Origin of the sequence: Blautia hansenii DSM 20583 (assembly GCF_002222595.2) — a bacterium.
GTDB classification, from domain to species: Bacteria; Bacillota; Clostridia; order Lachnospirales; family Lachnospiraceae; genus Blautia; species Blautia hansenii.
This window is the reverse complement of record NZ_CP022413.2, coordinates 1,112,328-1,134,742: the sequence shown is the minus strand read 5'-3', so window position 1 is coordinate 1,134,742 and position 22,415 is coordinate 1,112,328. Positions and strand designations below refer to the sequence as shown.

Below are 22,415 nucleotides of genomic sequence, written 5' to 3'. Positions count from 1 at the left end.
AATCAGTTTTTTTATATTATTGTTCTATTTTTGTGCATTTTAACCATTTAACCCCTTAAAATACATACATTTCATTTAATTTTTTTCATATTTTACATATTTTTTCGTCTAAATGCACCGTTTTTTTGTTTTGTATAAATCATTTCATACAAAAAAGACTGACGTATAAAACACATACCTCTCCGTATGTCTTTCATACAACAGTCTTTTTATTTTACCCATTCCATTCCATGAATTTTATTTTTTATTCTTTGCAGTGCATTGTCAATGGACTTGGGCTGCTTTCCTGTCATTTCTGCAATCTGAAGATAATCTGCTCCATCCAGATAAGCATCCAGCACCTGATTTTCAAAAGGACTTAACCGTTCCTTAATCTCCTCCATCATTCTGCTTACATTTTCTTTTCCAATAACAATTTCCTCCGGATTTTGCTGTGTAATATCTTCCGCATTATACAGCGGTCCTTCCATCTCACTTAAAGAAATGTAAGAATTTAATGGCTTGTGCTTCTGCCTTCCTGAAATTTCAATGGCCTTATACATCTGCCTTTCTATACATAAATTAGCAAAAGTGGAAAATGAAGCATTTTTGTCAGGATGGTATCCTCGGACTGCCTTAAACAGCCCAATCATACCCTCCTGAATTAAATCCTCCTGCTCTCCTCCGATTAGAAACATGGCATGTGCCTTCTTCAGCACCATTCCCTTATATTTGTTAATGAGGTAATCCTCCAAGCCTTCCTGTCCCTGCCATAAAAGCTCAAAAAGCTCCTCATCTTTTAAATTTTCATATTCCTTCATCATAAATGAATTCCTGTACTATTTCCCCATTCTCTGTCTTACAATTTCGTATGCCAATACCCCTGCTGCCACAGAGGCATTCAAAGAGTCGATATTTCCCTGCATTGGTATGGATGCAATAAAATCGCATTTTTCACGTACCAGCTTTGATACGCCGTCGCCCTCGTTTCCGATAACCAGTCCGATTGCGCCTTTTAAATCAAGGTCGTACATCTGTGTTCCGCCCATATCCGCACATACAAACCAAATTCCTTCTTTTTTCAGATTTTCAATGGTTCTTGCAAGATTGGTAACCTTTGCAACCGGTGTATAATTCAATGCTCCGGCAGAAGTTCTTGCAACCGTCGCAGTCAGCCCCACGGCTCTGTTCTTTGGAATAATCACGCCATGAGCACCTGCCAGATTTGCTGTACGGATAATTGCTCCCAGATTATGAGGGTCTTCGATATTATCCAGCAATACCAGAAACGGCGGTTCTCCTTTTTCTCTGGCTGCTGCCAGAATATCTTCTACTTCTGCGTAATTATACGCCGCAGTCATGGCAATCACACCCTGATGTTTTCCTGTTTCCGATAACTGATCCAGTCTTTCTTTTTTTACATATTTAATCATGGTATCATGCTTCTTTGCTTCACGCAAAATGGTGCGTACCGGACCGTCCTCGCATTTTTCCAGAACAAATAACTTATCCACAGATTTTCCGGAACGAAACGCTTCTAAAACCGCATTTCTGCCTTCTACCTTTGTTTCCTGGAATTTATTCTCCATCCTTTTCTCCTTCTGTAATTCCTATTTTTATCAATTCTAACATTCTGTCCCACTGCTCTGTCAGATACAAATGTCCCATTAACGCCTCAAATCCCGTAGCTCTTCTGTAATCGGACATACTGGCATTTTTTGCCATGGTAAAGGATTTTGCATTTCTTCCTCTTTTGAAAATTCCCATTTCTTCTTCTGTAAGATATGGTTTCAGCTTTTCGATAATCTCTGACTGGGCAGATGCTTTTACTAATTTGCTGGCTCTTTGATGCAGCTTATTTACTTGAGTATTTCCTTTTTCCACTAAAATAGTACGGATAACCAGCTCATAAATGGCATCTCCGATGTAGGCAAGGGTTAAAGGAGAATAGGTTCTGATATCCGTATCCTCCAGTTCAAACAGCTCCTTGAATTTCTTTAAGCTCGCTTCCATTGTACACCCTCTCTTGTATCTTTTAAGATGATACCCATAGTAGCCAATTCATCTCTGATTTCATCTGCTCTTTTAAAGTTTTTCTCTTTTCTTGCCATCTGACGTTCTTCAATCAGTTTTTCAATTTCTTCATCTAAAATTTCAGCTTCCTTGTTCACAATCAGACCTAACACATCGCTTAAATGCACAATGGTATCAAAAAGATACTGTACAAAAGCTGCTGTGCTGTTTTCATTTGCTTTTGTATTGGCAAATTTAACCAACTCAAAAATAGCGGCAATGGCATCTGCGGTATTAAAATCATCTTCCATGGAATTTTCATATTTCTTTACATATTCCAGAACTTCCGCTTCCAAGGCTTTTTCTTCTGCTGTCATTTCTGTTTTTTCTGCTGTTTCCAACAGGTGTTTTAACTGCTCCACACAAGTAATAATTCTTTCCAGAGAATTTTTAGAAGCTTCCATCAGCTCAGCGCTGAAATTCAGCGGACTTCTGTAATGTGCATTTAACATAAAGAAGCGAAGCACCTGTAAATCATATTTTTCTCCGATTTCTCTTACGGTAAAGAAGTTTCCAAGAGATTTTGACATTTTGCGATTGTCAATATTCAAGAAAGCGTTGTGCATCCAGTATCTTGCAAACTGCTTTCCGTTGCAGCATTCAGACTGAGCAATTTCGTTTTCATGATGTGGGAAAACAAGGTCTTCACCGCCTGCATGGATGTCAATTTCTTCACCTAGATATTTTTTAGACATCACAGAACACTCAATATGCCAGCCCGGACGACCTTCACTCCATGGGGATACCCAGAAAGGTTCTCCTTCTTTTTTCGGTTTCCAAAGTACGAAATCCAATGGGTCTTCCTTCTGATTTTCTCCCGAAACCTGTAAAGAACGAAATCCTGACTGCAAATCCTCCAGATTTTTATGAGACAGCTTTCCGTATTCTTTGAAATTCTTTACGCGGAAATATACAGTACCGTTTACCTCATAGGCAAAGCCTTTGTCCATTAAAGTCTGTATCATATCAATCATTCCGTCAATTTCCTGTGTTGCCAGCGGATGAGTAGTCGCCGGTTTTACATTCATATCTGCCATATCTTTTTTACATTCTTTAATATAACGGCTGGAAATCTCCTCTGCACTTACACCTTCTTCTACTGCCTTCGCAATAATCTTGTCATCTACATCTGTAAAATTGGATACATAATTTACTTCATATCCTTTGTATTCCATATAGCGGCGTACTGTATCAAATACGATCATCGGTCTTGCATTTCCGATATGAATAAAATTATAAACCGTAGGTCCACAGACATACATCTTTACTTTTCCTTCTTCTAAAGGAATAAATTCTTCTTTTTTCTTTGTCAGTGTGTTATAAATTCTCATATTTCTCTTTCTTCCTCCTGTCTTCTTTCTTTTGCCTCCAAGGCTCTTGCCCTGCGGCATTGCGCTTCTCTTTCTTTTATATCATTTAATTCATAACCCATACGCTGTAATTCGGAACGCAGTCTGTCATTTTCCTGCTGAAGCTTATGGATATCATCTAAGGTTGGATCCGGAAGATGAATTTGGTCCATATCACTTCTAGGAACCTTCTGGTTTCCTTTTCTTACCACACGCCCCGGTACGCCTACAACTGTACAATTAGGCGGAACCTCCTCTAAAACCACGCTTCCGGCACCGATTTTGGAGTTTTCTCCAATGGTAAATGAGCCTAAAATCTTTGCTCCGGCGCTTACCATAACGTTGTTTTTCAAAGTAGGATGTCGTTTTCCCGTTTCTTTTCCTGTGCCGCCTAAAGTAACTCCCTGATACAGTGTTACATTATCACCGATAATAGCCGTTTCTCCGATAATCACTCCTGAGCCGTGGTCAATAAACAGCCCTTTTCCAATCTGCGCTCCCGGATGAATTTCAATTCCTGTTTTTCTGGCTGCCCGCTGAGATACCCACCGTGCCAGAAAGAAATGTCCTTTTTCGTATAATTTATGAGCCCGCCTGTACTGTATCATAACACGAAAGCTGGGATACAACAAAACCTCTAAAGGTGTTTTAATTGCAGGGTCCCGTTCCCTGATAACCTGAAATTCTTCTTTTATATGACTAATAAATCCCATATTTCACGTCCTTTCTATCAATTTTCCATAAACGAATATAACGAAAACGCCTCTATGTCAAAACGACATAGAGGCGAAAAATCCGCGGTTCCACTCTATTTGAAGATAGTATCTCCCACTTATTTCCCATAACGCAGGACTGCGTATCCGGCTTAGGCTTACCCCTCACCAAATCAACTCCCGAATGCACTTTCCAAAGCTTCCTCTAAGACAGCTTCCAGCCGATGACTGTCTCTCTCTGAAAAGGATTTACTCTGTACTCTTTTCGTTCCATGCCTTTTCCTATCTTCTCTTAGTTTATTCATAAATACGGGATTTGTCAACAGGATTTTCTTAGCAAACGCCCTGTGCAATCATAGCATCTGCAACTTTTTCAAATCCGGCTGCATTGGCACCTACCACATAGTTGCCTTCAAATCCGTATTTTTTCGCTGCATCTACCATATTATGGCAGATATTTACCATAATTCCCTGAAGCTTTTCATCTACTTTCTCAAAACTCCAGCTTAATCTCTCGCTGTTCTGTGACATCTCAAGTCCGGAAGTAGCAACACCGCCTGCGTTTGCAGCCTTACCCGGCGCAAAGATAATTCCGTTTTCCTGTAAATATTTTGTAGCTTCCAGAGTTGTCGGCATATTTGCACCCTCTGCTACTGCAAAGCAGCCATTGGCAACTAATACTTTTGCGTCCTCTAAATCCAACTCGTTCTGTGTTGCACATGGAAGAGCAATGTCACATTTTGCAGTCCATACACCTTTTCCTTCATGGTATTCTGCATTTGGTCTGTAATTTGTATATTCTGTTAAACGTGCACGTTTTACTTCTTTGATTTCTTTTAATGCTTCTAAATCAATGCCTTCCGGATCGTATACCCAGCCAGTGGAGTCAGAGCATGTCACAGGCTTTGCACCTAACTGATAAGCTTTCTCAATAGCATAAATCGCTACATTTCCCGCTCCGGAAACAGCAACTGTTTTGCCCTTTAATTCTTTGCCGTTAAGCTTTAATAATTCTTCTGTAAGATAAAGAAGACCATATCCTGTCGCCTGTTTTCTTACTAAAGAACCGCCGTAGGTCAGTCCCTTACCTGTAAGCACACCTTCGTAAGCATCACGAATTCTCTTATACTGTCCAAACAGATAACCGATTTCTCTTGCACCTACTCCGATATCACCTGCGGGAACATCTGTATCTGCACCGATATGACGGTATAACTCGGTCATATAGCTCTGGCAGAATGCCATAACTTCTCTGTCTGATTTTCCTTTCGGGTCAAAATCAGCTCCACCTTTACCGCCACCAATAGGAAGCCCTGTCAGGGAATTTTTGAAAATCTGTTCAAATCCTAAAAATTTAATAATTCCCAGATATACGGATGGGTGGAAACGCAGACCGCCTTTGTATGGTCCGATTGCACTGTTGAACTGTACACGGAAGCCTTTGTTCACCTGTACATTTCCGTTGTCATCTACCCACGGAACACGGAACATAATCACTCTTTCAGGCTCAACTAAACGCTCTAAAAGTGCTTCTTTGCGATACTTTTCTTCATTTGCCTCTACTACCGGTTTTAAAGACTCTAAAACTTCTTTTACTGCCTGATGAAATTCCGGTTCTCCTGGATTTTTCTTTTCTACTAATTCAATAACCTCATCTACGTATGACATGACTTTCCTCCTGTATCTGATTTTTTCTTGTATTATAAATCCAAGTCGGTATTTTTGCAAGTTTATTTTTTATTTCCTGCATATTTTTTATTTATACCTGCTATTCCTTTATATACAATACTGTATTTGCATTTTCTTTATTCAGGTGTTTCATTTCTAAATACGTGTTGTCCATTGAGAGCAATCCCATACATCCGTTGCAAGACCTTCATAAAACTCCGGCTCATGACAAACCATTAAAATTGTGCCTTTGTACTCCTTTAAAGCCCTCTTTAATTCTTCTTTTGCATCTACGTCTAAATGGTTGGTAGGCTCGTCCAAAATCAATACATTGGTTTCTCTGTTGATAATCTTGCACAGACGCACCTTTGCCTGCTCACCACCGCTTAACACACGCACAAGACTTTCGATATGCTTTGTTGTCAAACCACATTTCGCTAATGCTGCACGAACCTCATACTGTGTATAGGAAGGAAAGACCTCCCAGATTTCTTCGATACAGGTATTTTTATTTCCCTGTGGCATCTCCTGCTCAAAATATCCGATTTCCAGATAGTCGCCTAAGTGCACCTTTCCTGAAATCGGTGGAATAATGCCCAGTATACTTTTTAATAATGTGGATTTTCCAATCCCGTTTGCTCCGGTAAGAGCAATCTTTTCTCCTCTTTCTACTTTTAAATTCAATGGCTTGGAAAGAGGTTCGTCATAGCCGATAATCAAATCATCGGTTTCTACCACAAAACGGCTTGGTGTTCTGGCTGTTTTAAAGTTAAACTCCGGCTTTGGTTTTTCCTTTGCCAGCTCAATCACATCCATTTTATCCAGCTTTTTCTGTCTGGACATTGCCATATTTCTGGTTGCCACTCTCGCCTTGTTTCTAGCCACAAAGTCTTTCAGCTCGTTGATTTCCTGCTGCTGACGATTGTAAGCCGCTTCAAGCTGTGCTTTCTTTACTGCGTAAACCTCCTGAAAATGGTCATAATCTCCCACATAACGGTTTAATTCCTGATTATCCATATGATAGATGAGATTTACAACGCTGTTTAAGAACGGAATATCATGAGAAATCAAAATAAAGGCATTTTCATATTCCTGCAAATATCGTTTCAACCATTCAATATGCTCTGCGTCTAAATAGTTGGTCGGCTCGTCTAAAAGCAGAATGTCCGGCTTTTCCAAAAGCAGTTTTCCCAACAGGATTTTTGTTCTCTGTCCGCCGCTTAAATCTGTAACATCCTTGTCTAAGCCAATTGCCGTAAGTCCCAACGCTCTTGCCACTTCCTCCACCTTGGAGTCAATAATGTAGAAATCGTGCATAGTCAGCATATCCTGTATGGTTCCCAGCTCTTCCATCATGGTTTCCAATTCTTCCGGAGATGCCTCGCCCATTTTGTCACAAATTCCGTTCATCTGCGCTTCCATTTCAAACAGCCATGAAAACGCTGATTTCAGTACGTCTCGAATGGTCATTCCCTTTTCCAACACGGTATGCTGGTCCAGATATCCCACACGGACATTTTTTGCCCATTCGATTTTTCCTTCATCCGGCATCAGCTTTCCTGTAATAATATTCATAAAGGTAGATTTACCCTCACCGTTGGCGCCTACCAATCCAATATGTTCTCCTTTCAACAGTCGAAAAGAAACGTCCTGAAAAATAGCCCTGTCACCAAACCCGTGGGACAAATTCTGCACATTTAATATACTCATCTTCTGTTCTCCTTACAGCAGCCTCCACAACCGCCGCTTCTGTCATCTGTCATAAAATCCTGCACGTGTGTCAGCGCACAAATTGCCTGTGCGGATATACCTTCCATACTTCCTGTAAATCCCAGACCTTCCTCTGTGGTCGCTTTTATATTTACCTGATTGGCTTCCAAATGTAAGGCATTTGCCACATTTTCAATCATGGTGTCAATATATGGTAAAAGCTTTGGTTTCTGCGCAATAATCGTTGCATCAATGTTATTAATCACGTACATATTTTCTTCTAAAAGCTTTCCTACATGCTGCAAGAGCTTGATACTGGAAATTCCTTTATACTGGGGGTCTGTATCCGGAAAATGTCTTCCGATATCCCGAAGAGCTGCTGCCCCTAAAAGTGCGTCCATAATGGCATGAACCACTACATCGGCATCCGAATGTCCCAACAGACCTTTTTCCCATGGAATATTTACACCGCCTAAAATCAAATCTCTTCCTTCTGTAAGCTTATGGACATCATATCCCATTCCTACTCGCATCATGGTTTTCTTCCTTTCCGCCTATTCTACTGAAAGCACCTGATAGCCTGCATCTTCTACTGCTTTCTTTAAAGCTTCTTTTTCAAGTCCTGTTTCTACATAAGCTTCTTTTTTCTCTAAATTCACTTCTGCTTTTGTTCCTTCCAAAGCTTCTAACGCTTTTGTAACTGCTGCCTGACAGTGCGGGCACATCATTCCTTCGATTTTCATTGTATACATATTTTTTTCCTCCTTTTTCTCCTGAATACTTTCAGGCTGTGTTTTTCCCTTTTTCAGAGAATGAAAAAATCGTAATCGCAATGCGTTACTTACAACAAAAAGACTACTGAGACTCATAGCCGCCGCTCCGAACATAGGGCTTAATTTCAATCCGAATACCGGATAAAGCACTCCTGCCGCAAGGGGAATTCCACATACATTATAAAAGAATGCCCAGAATAAATTTTCCTTAATATTTCGGATAACTGCTTTACTCAGTTCTATGGCAGTTGCCACATCCTGTAAATCGTTTTTCATCAGGACAATGTCTGCGCTTTCAATGGCAACATCTGTTCCTGCTCCAATGGCAATTCCTACATCTGATCTTGCAAGAGCCGGCGCATCATTTAATCCGTCCCCTACCATGGCTACGGTCTTTCCTTCCTCCTGAAGTCTGGAAATCTCTCTTTCTTTATCCTGTGGAAGAACCTCGGCAATCACTGTATCAATATCCAGCTGCTTTTGAATTGCTTTTGCTGTTCTGGCATTATCGCCTGTAAGCATAATAACCTGAATACCCAGTTTTTTCAACTCCTGAATTGCCTTTGCGCTGGTTGGTTTTACCACATCGGCAACACCGATTATACCAAACACCTGTTTCTCATCTGCCAAAATAAGAGGTGTCTTTCCTTCTTTGGAAAGCTTTTCCATACTGCTTAACGCCTTTTCACAGGAAATTCCCTGTTCCTGCATCAATTTTTGGTTTCCTGCATAATAAATGTTCCCCTGAATTTTTGCAGTAATTCCTTTTCCGGGAATTGCTGCGAAATTTTCCGCATTTGGAAGCTCCATGCCCTTTGCCTTTAAAAGCACGGCTTCTGCCAGAGGATGTTCACTTTTCTTTTCCAGAGCTGCGCTGATTTCTAAAATTTTGTTTTCGGACATTCCGAAGCTGATAATATCGGTAACCACCGGCTTACCCTCTGTAATAGTTCCTGTTTTGTCTAATACAACGCTTTGTACATTATGAGTGATTTCCAATGCTTCGCCGGATTTAATTAAAATTCCGTTTTCCGCACCTTTTCCTGTTCCTACCATAATGGCAACCGGTGTGGCAAGACCTAAAGCGCAGGGGCAGGAAATCACTAAAACTGCAATGGCACAGGACAATGCAAATTCAAATTCTGCTCCCATAAGCAGCCAGACAATTCCCGTAAGCAGCGCAATTCCCATAACCGTAGGAACGAAAATTCCCGCAATTTTATCTGCCATTCTGGCAATCGGCGCTTTGCTGGAGCTGGCTTCCTCTACCAGACGGATAATCTGAGAAAAAGTGGTGTCCTGTCCCACTCTGGCAGCTCTCATTCTGATAAATCCTGTTTTATTTAAAGTAGCTGCAGTTACCGTATCTCCTTCTTTCTTTTCAACAGGCATACTCTCTCCTGTAATGGCTGCCTCATCCACGCTGGTTCTTCCCTCAATTACAACACCGTCTGCCGGAATACTGCTTCCCGGCTTTACCTGTAAAATATCTCCGGTCAACATATCTTCTGCTGCAATTTCCACCACCTGTCCGTTTCTTTCCACCAGCGCTGTCTTAGGCGCTAAGTCCATGAGCTTTTGAATGGCTTCACTTGTTTTTCCTTTGGAACGTGCCTCCAAATATTTTCCGATATTGATTAAGGCAAGTATCATCACTGCTGACTCAAAGTACAAATCATGTAAATAACGGTGTACCAGCTCCATATTCTGAGTACCCAAACCATATCCCATGCGATAAATGGCAAATATTCCATATATTAAAGAAGCCCCGGAGCCTACGGATATCAATGTATCCATATTGGGCGCTCCGTGGATAAGAGAGCGAAATCCCCTTTCAAAATAAGCTCTGTTGATATACAACACAGGTATACACAAAAGAAGCTGTGTCAATGCAAAGGACACTGCGTTGGCGTCTCCTCTTAAAAAGGAAGGCTGTGGAAGTCCTGCCATGTGTCCCATTGCCACATACATCAAGGGAATTAAGAAGATAAAGGACCAGATGGTACGCTTTTTCATGTTCTCAATATTTTTTTCTACAATATCTTCTTTTTCCTCTTTTTTCTCAGATTTCACTGTGGGAATTTCCATCCCGTACCCAGCTTGTGTCACGCTGTCTGCTATTTTTTCTTCTGTCAGTTTACTCTCATCAAAATCTATCTGCATGCTGTTTGTCAGTAAATTGACGCTGACGGTATTGACTCCATCCAGCTTTCCCACGCACTTCTCAACTCTGGAAGAGCATGCAGAGCAGGTCATTCCTGTTACTTTATATTTTTTATTCAAATATTTCACCTCCTGTTATAAGATTTTACCCAATAAAGCTACCATTTCATCTACTTTTTCTTCTCTTTCTTCATCTGTCTTTGCTCCTGTCACACAACTTTTTAAATGTGCTGTGAGGATTTCTTTATTTGCCCTGTTTAAAACAGCTTCTGTTGCCATAAGCTGATGCGCTATATCCATACAGTAACGGTCTTCCTCCACCATTTTCAAAATACCGTCAATCTGGCCTCTGGCTGTCTTTAATAATCGGTTTATCTGTGCTTTATCTGCTCTCATCTCTTTTACCTCCTATACCCCGTGGGGGTGTATTTGATAAGATAAATATAACATAACATTTTAAGCATTGCAAGAAGGAATGTTTATTTAAAACAACACACATCTGCTAATTTTTATTGTAGTGAATATATAGAACTGCTATAATATGGCTAGATAAAAATAACAAATACAAGAGCAGAAGTCGTAAACTCATTAGGTAAGAAAAATCTTGAAAAAATCTATGACTTGGCAGATATCTATCACAGCGACAATATAGACCGTGTCAGTGACGATTTTACCAAAGAAGCAAAAATCAGCACAGGAAATTTTAACAATGTGTCCGCATGTCAATACGCTATTCCATCCCATTGGGATATCGGCAAAGTATATAAAAGATTGATTAAGTCCGTGGCAGAATATGAAAAGATAGGTATTATTGATGCCTTATTCAAAGTTTACAACTCATTTATCAGCAATAAAATAGATGACTACAACAGCAGTATGTATTATGAAAATCCATCGTATTTGCCGGAATGTTATTTAGAAAATAAAGTAATTTAATTATTTTTGCAGAATTTTAAAAGGAGGGACTTTCTATGTTCCATAAAGAAAAACTTACAACAACACCCTATCAAAAAGTTTTAAATCTGTTATCTTTCCTTCTTTTTCTGGGATTATTCCTTTATCCTGTCCTGATTTGGTCTAAGATACCGGATGAAATCCCTACTCACTATAACTTCGCCGGAGAGGCAGATGCTTTTGGGAGCAAATCTTCTATACTGATACCTTCCCTTATCGGAGCGCTTCTCTACGGACTGCTGCTTTTTGTCGGTCATTTTCCCGATATCTGGAACGTTCCTGTTAAAATTACTGCTGAAAATAAGGACTGGGTATATAGAAATATAAAAAGTCTTCTCTCTACCATGAATTTCCTTATTATGCTTCTTTATTTTTACATAAATTATCGGTCTGCTTCGCAAAAAGACTTAAATCCGGTTATCATTATCGGAGTGATTATTTTCCTGTTTACTTCTATTCTCTACTTTTGCCTAAGATGTAAAAAGACACCCCCGTCACCAAAGGATGTCTCTTAACCTTTTCTCTATTCCTTTCTGAGGAATTTCTCCTCCTGTATTTCCACCAGAATAATATCCTCCCCAATCTGGCGAATACAGGAGAAAGGAATAACATATTCACTGACAGAGCCAAATAATCCACACATTTTCCCCGGAACAGGCACAATCAGCGCTTCTATTTTCCCTGTTTTACAATTAAACTCCACATCTAAAGGACAGCCCAAAGTTTTACAGGTACAGATATTGATGACTTCTTTTTGCTTCAGCTCACATACACGCATAAAAAACTCCCAAACCCATGGTTTTAATCTATCCTATGAGTTTGAGAGTCAATCCAACACTCCTATCTGTCCATTTCTAGCTGAAGTCCTGTACTTTGATGATTTTTTATAATACGCTCAATTTCATCTAATCCGCTGGAAGGCAAGTCCCCCGGAATGGTATTTTTCACCGCACTGGTAGCATTGCCGTACTCCAAAGCTTTTCGGCAGTTAAAATTATGCTTTAACAGCCCGTACAAAGCCCCTGAAATGTAGGCATCCCCACTTCCAATTCGGTCCACCACCTCAATATTTTTATAAGGTTCTTCTTCGTAAAACTTATCTTCTTTGGCATTATAAAATACAGAGCCGAAAGAATGTACCTTCGGGCTATGTACTACCCTCTGTGTAGAAGCAACAAAGGAAATCGGATATTCCTCTGTAAAGCTTTTCATAATTTCATAGACGTTTCCCTGTTTTAAGAAAGTCAGTTTTGCTGTTTCTTCCGAGCAGAAGAAAATATCCACATACGGCAAAATTGTTTCGATACATTCCCTTGCCTCATCTCCTGTCCAGAGATTTCCCCGAAAATTCACATCAAAGGAAATAATTGTCCCATTTTCTTTAAACCGCTTTATCATTTCTATGGCATTTTTACGGGTATTTTCTGACAATGCCAGTGTAATTCCTGTGGTATGGAAGCATCTTGTTGAGCCGTACATTTCCTCCGGAAAATCATCTGCGGAAAACTTGCAAAAGGACGCATGCTTTCTGTCATAAACCACGCTGGGTTTTCTGGGATATGCACCGTTTTCGTAGTAATAAATTCCAAGTCTTGCATCTGTATCCTTGTCATAAATCAGGTAATCATCGCTGACACCGCAAAAACGCACACGGTTTTTTGCATAAGTTCCCAAGGCATTATCCGGCAGCATGGAAATCATACCTGTGCGAAGTCCCAGCAAAGATACGCCGGAAACCACATTTAATTCTGCACCGCCCACCTGTTTTTGAAAGGTATCGCCTCTTACAATCCTCTCATTATCAGGAGGTGACAGACGCAGTAAAATTTCCCCAAGTGACAATAAATCAAAATCCCTTCTCATAAACTGTCTCCTTTTTTCTTTATATAAATCAGGGACTGCAATCAAGCAGCCCCCTTCTATCTAAATGTTCCCCAATGGCAATAAGGGTTTCATTTCATTATAAAATTCGATTATCTCTGCACACGGCCTGAACCGTCTCCTCCTGCAAGCTTTGTCACTTCATCCATGGAAACCATGTTAAAGTCACCTTCAATAGAATGTTTCAGACAAGATGCCGCTACTGCAAATTCGATGGTAGACTGTGCATCATATCCGTTTAAGCAAGCACAAATCAATCCGCCGCCAAAGGAGTCGCCACCGCCTACACGGTCAACAATGTGCATTTTGTATTTTTTGCTGAAATAGTAATCCTGTCCGTCATATAACATTGCAGACCAGTTGTTGTCGTTGGCAGATAAGGACTCTCTCAATGTAATGGCAACCTTCTGGAAACCAAAACGGTCTGCCAGCTGTTTTGCAACATCTTTATAGCCTTCATGATTTACTGTACCGGTTGTAACATCTGTGTTTGCGGCTTTAATGCCGAATACGTCTGCTGCATCTTCTTCATTTGCAATACAAACATCTACGTATTTGCAGATTTCACCCATTACCTGACCGGCTTTTTCTTTAGACCATAATTTATTTCTGTAATTTAAGTCACAGGAAATGGTAAGACCTGCTTCTTTTGCAGCTTTACAAGCTTCCAGACAAATATTTGCAACTTCATCGTTTAATGCAGGTGTAATTCCTGTAAAGTGGAACCAGTCTGCTCCGTCAAAAATTTTCTTCCAGTCAAAATCAGAAGCCTGTGCAGTGGCAATAGAAGAACCTGCACGGTCGTAAATAACTTTGGAAGGTCTCTGAGAAGCTCCTTTTTCCAAGAAATAAATGCCTACTCTGTCGCCGCCACGTACAATCTCAGTAGTATCCACACCGTATTTTCTTAAAGAATTGATAGCAGCCTGTCCGATTTCATGTTTTGGAAGTTTTGTAACAAATTTTGCATCAAATCCATAATTTGCAAGAGAAACTGCTACGTTTGCTTCTCCGCCGCCGTAAGTTGCTCCGAAGGTATCTGCCTGTACAAAGCGATAATATCCTTCCGGTGCCAGTCTCAACATAATTTCACCAAAAGTAATTACTTTTTTTGCCATGAGTTTTTTCTCCTTTTTGTACTTATTTATTTCTGATTTCTGCTACCAGCTTCACAGCTTCTTCTGTCATTGCTTTAATTTCGTCAAATTTACCTGCTTTTACTAAATCGCCTTTTACCATCCAGCTTCCGCCACATGCAACAATTTTATCACAGCTTAAATAGCTTTCCAGATTTTTTGCGCTGACACCGCCTGTGGGCATGAACTTCAATCCCACATAAGGAGCTGCCATTGCTTTGATTGTTGCAACACCGCCGAACTGCTCTGCCGGGAAGAATTTTACAACCTTTAATCCTCTTTTCACTGCCTGTGCTACTTCAGACGGTGTAATACATCCCGGAAATACAGGAATTTCTTTACTTAAACAATAATCTACAATTTCCGGATCAAATCCCGGGCTTACAATAAATTTTGCTCCTGCTGCTACTGCACGGTCTACCTGTTCAATGGTAAGAACTGTACCGGCTCCCACAAACATATCAGGATATTCAGAAGTCATAATTTTAATAGACTCCTCTGCTGCATCTGTGCGGAAAGTTACCTCTGCACATGGAAGTCCGCCTTCTACTAATGCTTTTGCCAAAGGCGCTGCGTCCTTTGCATCTTCTAATACAACAACGGGTACAACGCCAAGTGTTGAAATCTTTTCTGTAACTGTGCTCATATTCTCCTCCTGTTTTTATCGTTCCATATTACGGAATATCGTTTCGTTATGTGGTATTTTGTAATTTGAATTATACTACACTTCCAAAAAAAGTCAAGTGTTTTTCATTGCCACAAGTAGCAGAAAGTGTTACAATAGCGCCAACACATAAAAAGGAGATTTGTTTTATATGGAAACGAAAAATCCAATTCAGGTGGCTGACCGCCTTTTTCTTATTCTGGAAACCTTGGCAGAAACCGGTCCTGTTACACTTGCAGAGCTTTGCAGCCATCTTGACTTAAATAAAAGTACGGTTCACAGACTTCTATGCTCACTCATCTACATGGGTTATGTGAAGCAGGAAGGGGAAACCGGTAAATATTCTCTTTCCTTTAAGCTGCTGGCGCTTTCCAATAAGCTGCTGGCACGTATGGATATTCTGGATACCGTCAGACCTTATTTAAAAAAGCTTTCCAGGCTTACAGGGGAAACAGTTCATTTTGTTCAGCGAGAACACACCGATGCAGTCTATATTTATAAAGAAGAGTCGTATCAAAATTCCATTCGCATGGTTTCTAAGGTTGGCAGTCGTATCCCCCTTTACTGCTCCGGTGTAGGAAAAGCCATCGCGGCAGATTTAGACGAAGCGCAAATCAAGGCTCTGTGGGAAAACAGCTCCATTCAAAAGCTGACGCCTCACACTATTACTGATTATGCCCAGTTTTTGAAAAAAATTGAAGAAGTAAGAAAAAAAGGATATGCTCTTGATGATGAAGAAAACGAACTGGGAGTCCGCTGTATTGCCGTAAGCATACCGGACTATCGAAATAAGCCCAAATATGCTTTTTCCATTTCCGCCCCTGTGGTACGGATGTCAGACTCCCGTATTCAAGAATTATCCAAAATTGCTCTGGAAATTAAAAGTGAAATTTGCAGTACCATGAAATAAACTTAACGCCTGCGGTTTAATTTTTTCAGAAAGATAAGTGCAACTATACCGCACAACAGTAAAACCAAAAGGCTGCATAGCTTCTCCTGCGCAGTGGTTTCATAATAACCAGAAACACCAAAGATTGCCGTTATCGGATAAAAAGTTCTTAAAGTATTCGACATACTCATAAACAAGCCTGCAAAGGAATAGATTTCCGCTACCGCCAAAGCCAGCCAATAGTTCTTTTTCAAATAAGGCACAAGGGCAATTATCGGTGAAACAGCGAAAAAGACGCCTATTCCTTCCAGCAGGTACATTTTCAGAAAATCAAAGAATATTTTTATAGATAATTCCGAAGCATGCAAAACCATTTCTATTGAAAAAGTAAGTAAAAAAAGCAAGACATAAGCCAAAATGCTAAAAAGAAAGAGAATTATCATTTTCGCTGCTGTTAATTTTCTTTCATTTACAGGAATGAGACTCAGATTTTTTATGGTATCATCCTGCTCCTCACGGCAAATCATGTAGCTTCCCAAAAGTGCAATTACCGCAGGAAGCACAAGAACGGTCTCCCATACCTGCGTCATTGTCATATACCAGCCTACACTGCTGACTGTCATTTGTTCCGGAGATGCTGTTGTCGTTCCTGCCAAAAAGACAAAAACAGCTGTAAAAACGATTGCAAAAACTGTAAATAAAATAATGTTGGAACGGCGGAGTTTCTGAAATTCTGCCCATAATAAGATTTTCATTTCTTTTCCCTACTTTCTTTTACCCAATGTAGCGACAGCCAATACCACAGAAGCAATTCCCCATACACACATACTGAAAAATGCAAGAGGAAGATTTGGTTCTAAAAGTGCAACCCCCGGAATTACTCCTCCTCTGGAGATAATTACGGAAATACAGGAAAGCGGATGCAAATAAGAATTTACAGGCGTTATAAAAAATCCGGCAAAAATATAAATGAGCGTTATGCACATAGGAAAAATATATCCTTTTTGAGAAACCGTCACTGCGAAAACAGGCAAAATCGCAAAAGCAGTCAATCCTGCAATCTCCAAACATCTTTCCACCAAAAAAGCAATACTCCTCCAATCGAAAGCCACATAATTGGGAATTACACTGAATAATACGGAAGCCGCTGCATTAATCATCATAAAACAGAGAGAATAAAGAAATACCATAAAAAATTTGCCGAAAAAATATCCCGCTTTACTCACCGGTACAATCCAAAGCTGTTTTAACATATCATACCGGTTTTCATCATGCAGCAGCATAATGCTCAAAAGCCCTAAAATAAACGGCAGTATAAGAAACAATGTAAAACCGAAAGCAGACCATTTATAAAAAAGTACAGGCTCTATATTTTTCTTTCCCAAATAACCAAAATATAAAAAAGCAAAAAACGGCATAACAAGAGCAGCCAGAAGCATCATCCACATTACTTTTTTGCGGCGCAGCTTATAAAATTCAACTTCCACCAATCTAAGCAATCCCCTCACCTCCTGTAAGCTTCTTGAAATAATCTTCCAAGGTATCATTGCAAATTCCGGAGGAAAGCACTGCAATAGCTTCCATAACAAGAGCCTTATTTAGCTCTCCCATATTTAATTCCGTATCATAAATACGTATGGTCTGCTCATCCTGAACAGAATAATCCTTTACCTGAAATCTGCGTTCTAAAACCAAAATGGTTTTTGGAATGTCGGAAACCTGTAATAAAATATATTTCCTGTTTTTCTTTTCCAGCTCCTCCATGCTGCTTTCTTCTAAAAGAACGCCTTTGTCAATAATTCCGATGTCATCTGCAAGAAGTGCGATTTCTGAAAGAATATGGCTGGAAATTAAAATTGTTTTTCCTTTCTCTGTACTTAGCTTTTTTATAAATTCCCGCATTTTTGCAATACCAATAGGGTCTAAGCCATTAGTGGGCTCATCTAATATCAATACCTCCGGATCATGCAAAATTGCATTGGCAATTCCTAAACGCTGCTTCATACCCAGAGAATACTTCGAAAAAATTTTTTTATCTCTATACAGAAGTCCTACTACTTCCAACGCTTTCTTTACGGCATCAGGGGCAGACGTACCACGAAGCTTTGCAAAAATTTCAAGGTTTTCTGTTCCTGTCAGATTTGGATAAAAACCGGGAGCTTCTATCATCGCACCAATACGAGGATATATCCTTTTTTCATTGCCTTTTATGTTTTTGCCAAATACCTCTGCACTGCCGGAGGTCATAGACGTTAATCCTAAAATCATTTTCATAATCGTTGTCTTTCCTGCACCGTTACGTCCCAGCAAACCATAGATATGTCCTTTTTCCACATGAAGATTGACGTCACGTACTGCTGTTTGATTTCCGTATTTTTTCGTCAAGTGTTTTGTTTCAATTATCCAATCTCTCATATCAAATATCCTCCTTACACTTCCCATCATAAACCATAAACCTTGCCAAAACCTTGCGGTAATCTTGTTTTTACCTTGTAATCTTATTTTTAGGAAGTGATATGATAAATTTCGTTCCTTTATCAAGGATACTTTCCGCTGTAATTATTCCTTTATGTGCGCTTACCAGTTCCTTTGTAATGGCAAGTCCCAAACCGTTCCCCTTGCCGGAGCGGGCATTGTCGCATTGATATAATTTTTCAAAAATATGAGGAAGCTGCTCTCCTGAAATCCCTTTTCCATTATCTTCCAAAATGATTTTCATTTCCTGCTCATTTTCCAAAATCTGAAATTTTATTTTATTCCCCTGACTATGAGTAATGATGTTTTGCAGAAGATTATTGATAATACGATTATAGGCATTTACATCAACAGAAATTAAATATTCCTGTTCCGGTATCACAATCTCATACTGAAAAGCTCTGCTTTCCAAAACAGGTATCCAGTCTGCTACAATATTTCGTGATACTTCGTTTATATCTAGGACTTCAAAATAAAAGAGCTGCTCTCCTGCATCTAATTTTACCCATTCAAATAAATGCTCCACAAAACACTTCAAATGCTGTGCTTTTTCAAATGCCACATGGATATACTCCTCTTTTTCTTCTCCGCTGACTATTCCGTTTTCCACCGCTTCTAAGTATCCCACCAGCGAAGCAAGGGGCGTTTTCACGTCATGAGAAAGTCCGGTCATCAAGCTTTTATACGCCTGTTCCGCCTGTTTCTGACGGATAAGCTGTGCCTGACTGTTTTCGGCTATCTCATTGATATCGTAACAAATCTGCTGTGTTTCGTCCTTATCTTGAGCCAGAACACGCCTGTTTAGATTTCCTGCTTTGATATCCTCCAGAACCTCCTTGATAAGAGAAATCTGTTGACGGATACGATACAGCTTCAGCAAAAGACAGAGGCTAATGCCTCCGGTAAGGATAAGACCGAGAAAAAGATAACTTTTCATTCTATACTAAGCCTCCTTATTGAAACGATATCCCACTCCTCGCACTGTCAAAACATAAAAGGGCTGCTCCGGATTTGGCTCGATTTTTTTCCTTAATTTGCTGATAAAAGACATAATATTGCTGTCATCAAAGGCATATTCATCTTCCCACACCTGTGTATAAATCTGCTTTTTCGTAAAAATACGTCCTTTATTAGACGCCAAAAACACAAGTAAATCAAATTCTTTACCTGTAAGCTCCACCAAAGCACCCCGAACCGTCACACTGCGATTTCCCCTGTCAATGGTCATATCCTTTAGGCAAATACAATCGGTTTCTTCTGAAAAAGCCGGATTTAATGTAGTATAACGGCGAATAAGCGAATGTACCCTTGCAGTCAACTCGTTGATGCTAAAAGGCTTCGTCAGATAATCATCTGCGCCCAGCCGCAATCCCAAAACCTTATCCTCCTCATTGCTTTTTGCCGTCAGCATCAGTACAGGAATGTTACTGACTTCTCTGATTTTCTTTAACACCTGAAAGCCATTCATATAAGGCATCATTACATCTAAAATAATAAGCGAAAAACCGTTGTTATTCTGGTTTTCTTTTATGATTTGCAATCCTTCTATGCCGCTGTATGCTGTTACAGCAGATAGATTTTCCTGCTCTATACATTTTTTCATTAAAGCACATAATTCTTTGTCATCATCTATAATTAAAACTTGTTTCATGCTGCTTCCTCTCTTTTCAATCTGAACTTTGTTTCCTTTATTATAATTTGTTTTTGCTTATGGCGCAATTTCCTCAAAAAGAAAAAAGAGTTTTCATACAAAACAAATCTGCTTTATATGAAAACTCCGATTTATTTTCTTATCTGTCCTTTATCTGAATAAATTTCAGTGCATACATCGGTCCAAATCTTTGATAAAAAGAGTCCAGCTCTACCATATAATGTTCATTATCCATATAGATTTCTGCCGGTTTCTCTCTTTTAACAAATTTCAGGCTTCTTCCATTTTTAATACAGTATCGCTCAATTTCAATGCAAAATGCCTCTACGCTTTTAGGACACTCATCTAAATCCACCAACATCACTCTTTTAGGTTTAAAGGTGTGATTGAATTCATCTGCACATTTGGAAATATAGACATAATCCAAAATAAGAAATCCTATCATCACCCCTGCATCAAGAAGTAAAATCATACGGATAGGTGTCTGGTCCGACAACAACGCTCCAATTCCAAGCAACAGAATAAAAACGTGGTCCAGCCAATAAATACCGGAAATCCCTTTCATACAATATTTCAAAAATCCGTCTTTTTGTTCCCGTTCTCTTCTGTAATAGATAAAGAAAAAGAACATTCCTATCAGTACATAGCCCACAAGAAACAGTCCCAAATATGGCAGTACCGATAAAGCAAATTCCTTATCCTTCTGTATTCCCAAATACACCGTTGTTAAAATAAACATGACGCATCCCATAAACGCACCGTGTTTTATGATATCCTGCCCATTCTCCGACAATCGCTTCATAATAATCCCTCCCTAACTTTATTTCTAAGCTCTTTTACATATTTTCTGGAAATGTAGGTACCGTCTCCGTTCTCAAACTCCGCCAGCATAATTCCTCCGGAAAAAGGTTTATACGTTTTTACTCCGTTCAGATTTAAAATTGCTGATTTGGAAACCCGCATAAAATAATAAGGCAACATTCTCTCTAACTCATACAATCTTTGCTTTACCTTATAAACTTCTTTTTCCGTATGCACATACTGAATTTCCTGTATCGTTTCAATATAGTAAATCACATCCAGCTTTACAGGAATTTGCGCCTTTTCCTTCTGACACAATAAATAACCGGGATAAAATCCGTCCTCTGAAATATATCTTTCCAGTCGCTTGATATTGTCCGTTTCTTCGTGTACATAAAGCTTTGCTTCCTCCTGCTCAGTGTCAGAAATCAGCTTCAAGGATACCTTCATTTGTTCACCTCTTTTCTATGGTTTCATTATATAAGAGCTCTTTAAAAAAATCTATATTTATCAGGTAAGTGGCTTTCTGCTCATGGTAAGTGGTACTTAAAAAAACTTATCTAAAACCATTCTGGCATTTTCTACGTTTTCTTTGGATGTCTGCCAGATTTCGTACTCGCTAAATCCCGGAAGTCCCATGGAAACCTGCGGATTGCGAAACTCCATTTTACTTTCCTTTTTAATTTTTCCTGACAAATGATAAGAAGTAATACCCGTTTCTTTATATAATTTTTCAATAATATCTGCGTCAACTCCTGCCCCTGCCAGAATTTCAATTCTGTCTTTGCTCTTCGCCTGCAACTCCTTTAAAAGCGCTCTGCCCTCCCATGCGGAATTTTTCTGTCCACTGGTAAGAATGGTTTTTATTCCCAATGAAATGGCATCCTCCATGGTTTTGAAGGGATTTTTACACACGTCAAAGGCTCTGTGAAGGGCTACGTCTGCCTTTCCCGCACAGCTTATTAACCCTTCCATCTGCTCTGTGTCCAGATTTCCCTCTGGTGTTAAAACACCTGTGACAATTCCCTCTGCTCCCAGTTCTGCAAATTTCTGCACTTCTTCCCTCATCATTTCCAGCTCATAACCGCTGTAACAAAAATCTCCGAAACGAGGACGCAAAAGCACACGTATTTTCAAATCCGTATACTTTCTAATCATACGAAATAACACTTCCGAAGGCGTTACCCCTCCTACCGGCAAATCACCGCATAACTCAATCCTGTCCGCACCGCCCTCAAAAGCAGCAATGGCAGACTCCACACTATCTACACAAACCTCTAACATTTTACATTCCTCCTCTCATTTTTCCTTTTTATCTTACTCTTTTCATTCTACAAAATATATACAAAGTTATTCTATTGGAAAATAATTTGGAACATTTTCACAGTTTTTTGAGCATAGCGATGTTTTGAAAGCCGTGTTTGAGTGCATTTGCACGAGTTTGGCTGGAAAAACATCACTATGCGGCGCAGAAAAGAAAGAAAATGGGCTACTGTTCCAAAGCGCACGCCCAAAACAGTAACCCAATATCTTAAA

Annotated in this window: 25 protein-coding genes and 1 other annotated feature; of the genes, 3 read left to right on the top strand and 22 right to left on the bottom strand. The window is 39.7% G+C overall.

Translation table 11 applies throughout. The features are described from left to right. Positions 1-209: 209 nt before the first annotated feature. The 10 genes from CGC63_RS05565 to CGC63_RS05520 form a co-directional block, all read right to left on the bottom strand. Positions 210-803 carry a sigma-70 family RNA polymerase sigma factor gene (locus CGC63_RS05565; protein ID WP_004222770.1) on the bottom strand — a complete coding sequence of 198 codons (594 nt, stop codon included), beginning with the start codon at positions 801-803 and terminating at the stop codon, positions 210-212. Between the two features lie 15 nt (positions 804-818). Further along, a complete protein-coding gene (rlmB, locus tag CGC63_RS05560) occupies positions 819-1,568 on the bottom strand; it encodes a 23S rRNA (guanosine(2251)-2'-O)-methyltransferase RlmB (protein ID WP_004222772.1) in 750 nt (249 codons plus the stop codon). Next, positions 1,558-1,992 (bottom strand): Mini-ribonuclease 3, encoded by a 435-nt coding sequence (locus tag CGC63_RS05555; protein WP_004222775.1) that lies wholly within the window; start codon positions 1,990-1,992, stop codon positions 1,558-1,560. Before CGC63_RS05555 ends, rlmB begins: the two co-directional genes overlap by 11 nt. Further along, on the bottom strand, positions 1,977-3,383 hold the full coding sequence (cysS, locus tag CGC63_RS05550) for a cysteine--tRNA ligase (protein ID WP_004222777.1): 1,407 nt from the start codon (positions 3,381-3,383) through the stop codon (positions 1,977-1,979). The genes CGC63_RS05555 and cysS overlap by 16 nt, the downstream gene beginning before the upstream one ends. Further along, positions 3,380-4,114, bottom strand: coding sequence for a serine O-acetyltransferase EpsC (gene epsC, locus CGC63_RS05545; RefSeq protein ID WP_004222779.1), 735 nt, complete (start codon positions 4,112-4,114; stop codon positions 3,380-3,382). Before epsC ends, cysS begins: the two co-directional genes overlap by 4 nt. A 66-nt stretch (positions 4,115-4,180) precedes the next feature. Then, positions 4,181-4,396: a binding site (T-box leader), on the bottom strand. 51 nt (positions 4,397-4,447) lie between these two features. Beyond that, on the bottom strand, positions 4,448-5,782 hold the full coding sequence (gene gdhA / locus CGC63_RS05540) for an NADP-specific glutamate dehydrogenase (protein WP_004222785.1): 1,335 nt from the start codon (positions 5,780-5,782) through the stop codon (positions 4,448-4,450). A gap of 156 nt (positions 5,783-5,938) precedes the next feature. Beyond that, a complete protein-coding gene (locus CGC63_RS05535; RefSeq protein WP_004222789.1) occupies positions 5,939-7,492 on the bottom strand; it encodes an ABC-F family ATP-binding cassette domain-containing protein in 1,554 nt (517 codons plus the stop codon). Further along, positions 7,489-8,025, bottom strand: a complete 537-nt coding sequence (gene ispF, locus CGC63_RS05530; protein WP_039925095.1) for a 2-C-methyl-D-erythritol 2,4-cyclodiphosphate synthase — start codon at positions 8,023-8,025, stop codon at positions 7,489-7,491. Before ispF ends, CGC63_RS05535 begins: the two co-directional genes overlap by 4 nt. A gap of 21 nt (positions 8,026-8,046) precedes the next feature. After that, positions 8,047-10,548: a heavy metal translocating P-type ATPase gene (locus CGC63_RS05525; protein ID WP_040351267.1), complete on the bottom strand. Its 2,502-nt coding sequence runs from the start codon at positions 10,546-10,548 to the stop codon at positions 8,047-8,049. 15 nt (positions 10,549-10,563) lie between these two features. After that, on the bottom strand, positions 10,564-10,824 hold the full coding sequence (locus CGC63_RS05520; RefSeq protein WP_004222797.1) for a metal-sensing transcriptional repressor: 261 nt from the start codon (positions 10,822-10,824) through the stop codon (positions 10,564-10,566). A 153-nt stretch (positions 10,825-10,977) separates the two neighbouring features. Between CGC63_RS05520 and CGC63_RS05515 the strand changes: the two genes are divergently transcribed. Both CGC63_RS05515 and CGC63_RS05510 read left to right on the top strand, forming a co-directional pair. After that, positions 10,978-11,364, top strand: coding sequence for a hypothetical protein (locus tag CGC63_RS05515; protein ID WP_089438670.1), 387 nt, complete (start codon positions 10,978-10,980; stop codon positions 11,362-11,364). A 35-nt stretch (positions 11,365-11,399) separates the two neighbouring features. After that, positions 11,400-11,897, top strand: a complete 498-nt coding sequence (locus CGC63_RS05510; protein WP_004222800.1) for a DUF1648 domain-containing protein — start codon at positions 11,400-11,402, stop codon at positions 11,895-11,897. A gap of 8 nt (positions 11,898-11,905) precedes the next feature. Here CGC63_RS05510 and CGC63_RS05505 read toward each other — a convergent pair whose 3' ends face one another. The 4 genes from CGC63_RS05505 to CGC63_RS05490 all read right to left on the bottom strand — a co-directional run bounded on the left by CGC63_RS05505 (position 11,906) and on the right by CGC63_RS05490 (position 15,045). Beyond that, positions 11,906-12,160: a YlmC/YmxH family sporulation protein gene (locus CGC63_RS05505; RefSeq protein ID WP_004222801.1), complete on the bottom strand. Its 255-nt coding sequence runs from the start codon at positions 12,158-12,160 to the stop codon at positions 11,906-11,908. A gap of 62 nt (positions 12,161-12,222) precedes the next feature. Further along, positions 12,223-13,245 carry a sugar kinase gene (locus CGC63_RS05500; RefSeq protein ID WP_009246721.1) on the bottom strand — a complete coding sequence of 341 codons (1,023 nt, stop codon included), beginning with the start codon at positions 13,243-13,245 and terminating at the stop codon, positions 12,223-12,225. 110 nt (positions 13,246-13,355) lie between these two features. Further along, positions 13,356-14,381 carry a sugar kinase gene (locus CGC63_RS05495; RefSeq protein ID WP_004222808.1) on the bottom strand — a complete coding sequence of 342 codons (1,026 nt, stop codon included), beginning with the start codon at positions 14,379-14,381 and terminating at the stop codon, positions 13,356-13,358. A gap of 22 nt (positions 14,382-14,403) precedes the next feature. Further along, entirely contained in the window at positions 14,404-15,045 is a 642-nt protein-coding gene (locus CGC63_RS05490) for a bifunctional 4-hydroxy-2-oxoglutarate aldolase/2-dehydro-3-deoxy-phosphogluconate aldolase (RefSeq protein ID WP_004222811.1), read from the bottom strand. A gap of 169 nt (positions 15,046-15,214) precedes the next feature. On the opposite strand from CGC63_RS05490, the gene CGC63_RS05485 reads away from it, so the two are divergent. Further along, positions 15,215-15,973, top strand: a complete 759-nt coding sequence (locus CGC63_RS05485) for an IclR family transcriptional regulator (RefSeq protein ID WP_004222815.1) — start codon at positions 15,215-15,217, stop codon at positions 15,971-15,973. A 2-nt stretch (positions 15,974-15,975) separates the two neighbouring features. Here the strand turns inward: CGC63_RS05485 and CGC63_RS05480 are convergent, their stop codons facing one another. The 8 genes from CGC63_RS05480 to CGC63_RS05445 form a co-directional block, all read right to left on the bottom strand. Continuing rightward, on the bottom strand, positions 15,976-16,707 hold the full coding sequence (locus CGC63_RS05480; RefSeq protein WP_004222819.1) for an ABC transporter permease: 732 nt from the start codon (positions 16,705-16,707) through the stop codon (positions 15,976-15,978). A 9-nt stretch (positions 16,708-16,716) separates the two neighbouring features. Further along, positions 16,717-17,460, bottom strand: coding sequence for an ABC transporter permease (locus CGC63_RS05475; protein ID WP_330399129.1), 744 nt, complete (start codon positions 17,458-17,460; stop codon positions 16,717-16,719). Further along, complete coding sequence (locus CGC63_RS05470) at positions 17,444-18,367, bottom strand: ABC transporter ATP-binding protein (protein WP_040351268.1); 924 nt, start codon at positions 18,365-18,367, stop codon at positions 17,444-17,446. Before CGC63_RS05470 ends, CGC63_RS05475 begins: the two co-directional genes overlap by 17 nt. A gap of 70 nt (positions 18,368-18,437) precedes the next feature. Continuing rightward, a complete protein-coding gene (locus tag CGC63_RS05465) occupies positions 18,438-19,364 on the bottom strand; it encodes a sensor histidine kinase (RefSeq protein WP_004222824.1) in 927 nt (308 codons plus the stop codon). Between the two features lie 6 nt (positions 19,365-19,370). Then, positions 19,371-20,078 (bottom strand): response regulator transcription factor, encoded by a 708-nt coding sequence (locus CGC63_RS05460; protein WP_004222826.1) that lies wholly within the window; start codon positions 20,076-20,078, stop codon positions 19,371-19,373. Between the two features lie 139 nt (positions 20,079-20,217). Then, positions 20,218-20,880, bottom strand: a complete 663-nt coding sequence (locus CGC63_RS05455) for a DUF4318 domain-containing protein (RefSeq protein WP_004222828.1) — start codon at positions 20,878-20,880, stop codon at positions 20,218-20,220. Further along, positions 20,877-21,329: a LytTR family DNA-binding domain-containing protein gene (locus CGC63_RS05450; protein ID WP_004222832.1), complete on the bottom strand. Its 453-nt coding sequence runs from the start codon at positions 21,327-21,329 to the stop codon at positions 20,877-20,879. Before CGC63_RS05450 ends, CGC63_RS05455 begins: the two co-directional genes overlap by 4 nt. Before the next feature lie 96 nt (positions 21,330-21,425). Beyond that, positions 21,426-22,163, bottom strand: coding sequence for a copper homeostasis protein CutC (locus CGC63_RS05445; RefSeq protein ID WP_004222835.1), 738 nt, complete (start codon positions 22,161-22,163; stop codon positions 21,426-21,428). Between the last annotated feature and the right edge of the window lie 252 nt (positions 22,164-22,415).

Excerpts from the sequence above, each read along its gene's own strand:
- CGC63_RS05465 (WP_004222824.1), bottom strand. The coding sequence starts at position 19,364 with ATGAAAAGTTATCTTTTTCTCGGTCTTATCCTTACCGGAGGCATTAGC.
- CGC63_RS05450 (WP_004222832.1), bottom strand. The coding sequence starts at position 21,329 with ATGAAGGTATCCTTGAAGCTGATTTCTGACACTGAGCAGGAGGAAGCA.
- gdhA (WP_004222785.1), bottom strand. The coding sequence starts at position 5,782 with ATGTCATACGTAGATGAGGTTATTGAATTAGTAGAAAAGAAAAATCCA.
- CGC63_RS05505 (WP_004222801.1), bottom strand. The coding sequence starts at position 12,160 with ATGCGTGTATGTGAGCTGAAGCAAAAAGAAGTCATCAATATCTGTACC.
- CGC63_RS05470 (WP_040351268.1), bottom strand. The coding sequence starts at position 18,367 with ATGAGAGATTGGATAATTGAAACAAAACACTTGACGAAAAAATACGGA.
- CGC63_RS05495 (WP_004222808.1), bottom strand. The coding sequence starts at position 14,381 with ATGGCAAAAAAAGTAATTACTTTTGGTGAAATTATGTTGAGACTGGCA.
- CGC63_RS05500 (WP_009246721.1), bottom strand. The coding sequence starts at position 13,245 with ATGAGAAGGGATTTTGATTTATTGTCACTTGGGGAAATTTTACTGCGT.
- CGC63_RS05490 (WP_004222811.1), bottom strand. The coding sequence starts at position 15,045 with ATGAGCACAGTTACAGAAAAGATTTCAACACTTGGCGTTGTACCCGTT.
- CGC63_RS05455 (WP_004222828.1), bottom strand. The coding sequence starts at position 20,880 with ATGAAGCGATTGTCGGAGAATGGGCAGGATATCATAAAACACGGTGCG.
- CGC63_RS05555 (WP_004222775.1), bottom strand. The coding sequence starts at position 1,992 with ATGGAAGCGAGCTTAAAGAAATTCAAGGAGCTGTTTGAACTGGAGGAT.
- CGC63_RS05460 (WP_004222826.1), bottom strand. The coding sequence starts at position 20,078 with ATGAAACAAGTTTTAATTATAGATGATGACAAAGAATTATGTGCTTTA.
- epsC (WP_004222779.1), bottom strand. The coding sequence starts at position 4,114 with ATGGGATTTATTAGTCATATAAAAGAAGAATTTCAGGTTATCAGGGAA.
- CGC63_RS05510 (WP_004222800.1), top strand. The coding sequence starts at position 11,400 with ATGTTCCATAAAGAAAAACTTACAACAACACCCTATCAAAAAGTTTTA.
- CGC63_RS05565 (WP_004222770.1), bottom strand. The coding sequence starts at position 803 with ATGATGAAGGAATATGAAAATTTAAAAGATGAGGAGCTTTTTGAGCTT.
- CGC63_RS05445 (WP_004222835.1), bottom strand. The coding sequence starts at position 22,163 with ATGTTAGAGGTTTGTGTAGATAGTGTGGAGTCTGCCATTGCTGCTTTT.
- CGC63_RS05480 (WP_004222819.1), bottom strand. The coding sequence starts at position 16,707 with ATGAAAATCTTATTATGGGCAGAATTTCAGAAACTCCGCCGTTCCAAC.
- CGC63_RS05485 (WP_004222815.1), top strand. The coding sequence starts at position 15,215 with ATGGAAACGAAAAATCCAATTCAGGTGGCTGACCGCCTTTTTCTTATT.
- CGC63_RS05535 (WP_004222789.1), bottom strand. The coding sequence starts at position 7,492 with ATGAGTATATTAAATGTGCAGAATTTGTCCCACGGGTTTGGTGACAGG.
- ispF (WP_039925095.1), bottom strand. The coding sequence starts at position 8,025 with ATGCGAGTAGGAATGGGATATGATGTCCATAAGCTTACAGAAGGAAGA.
- cysS (WP_004222777.1), bottom strand. The coding sequence starts at position 3,383 with ATGAGAATTTATAACACACTGACAAAGAAAAAAGAAGAATTTATTCCT.
- rlmB (WP_004222772.1), bottom strand. The coding sequence starts at position 1,568 with ATGGAGAATAAATTCCAGGAAACAAAGGTAGAAGGCAGAAATGCGGTT.
- CGC63_RS05520 (WP_004222797.1), bottom strand. The coding sequence starts at position 10,824 with ATGAGAGCAGATAAAGCACAGATAAACCGATTATTAAAGACAGCCAGA.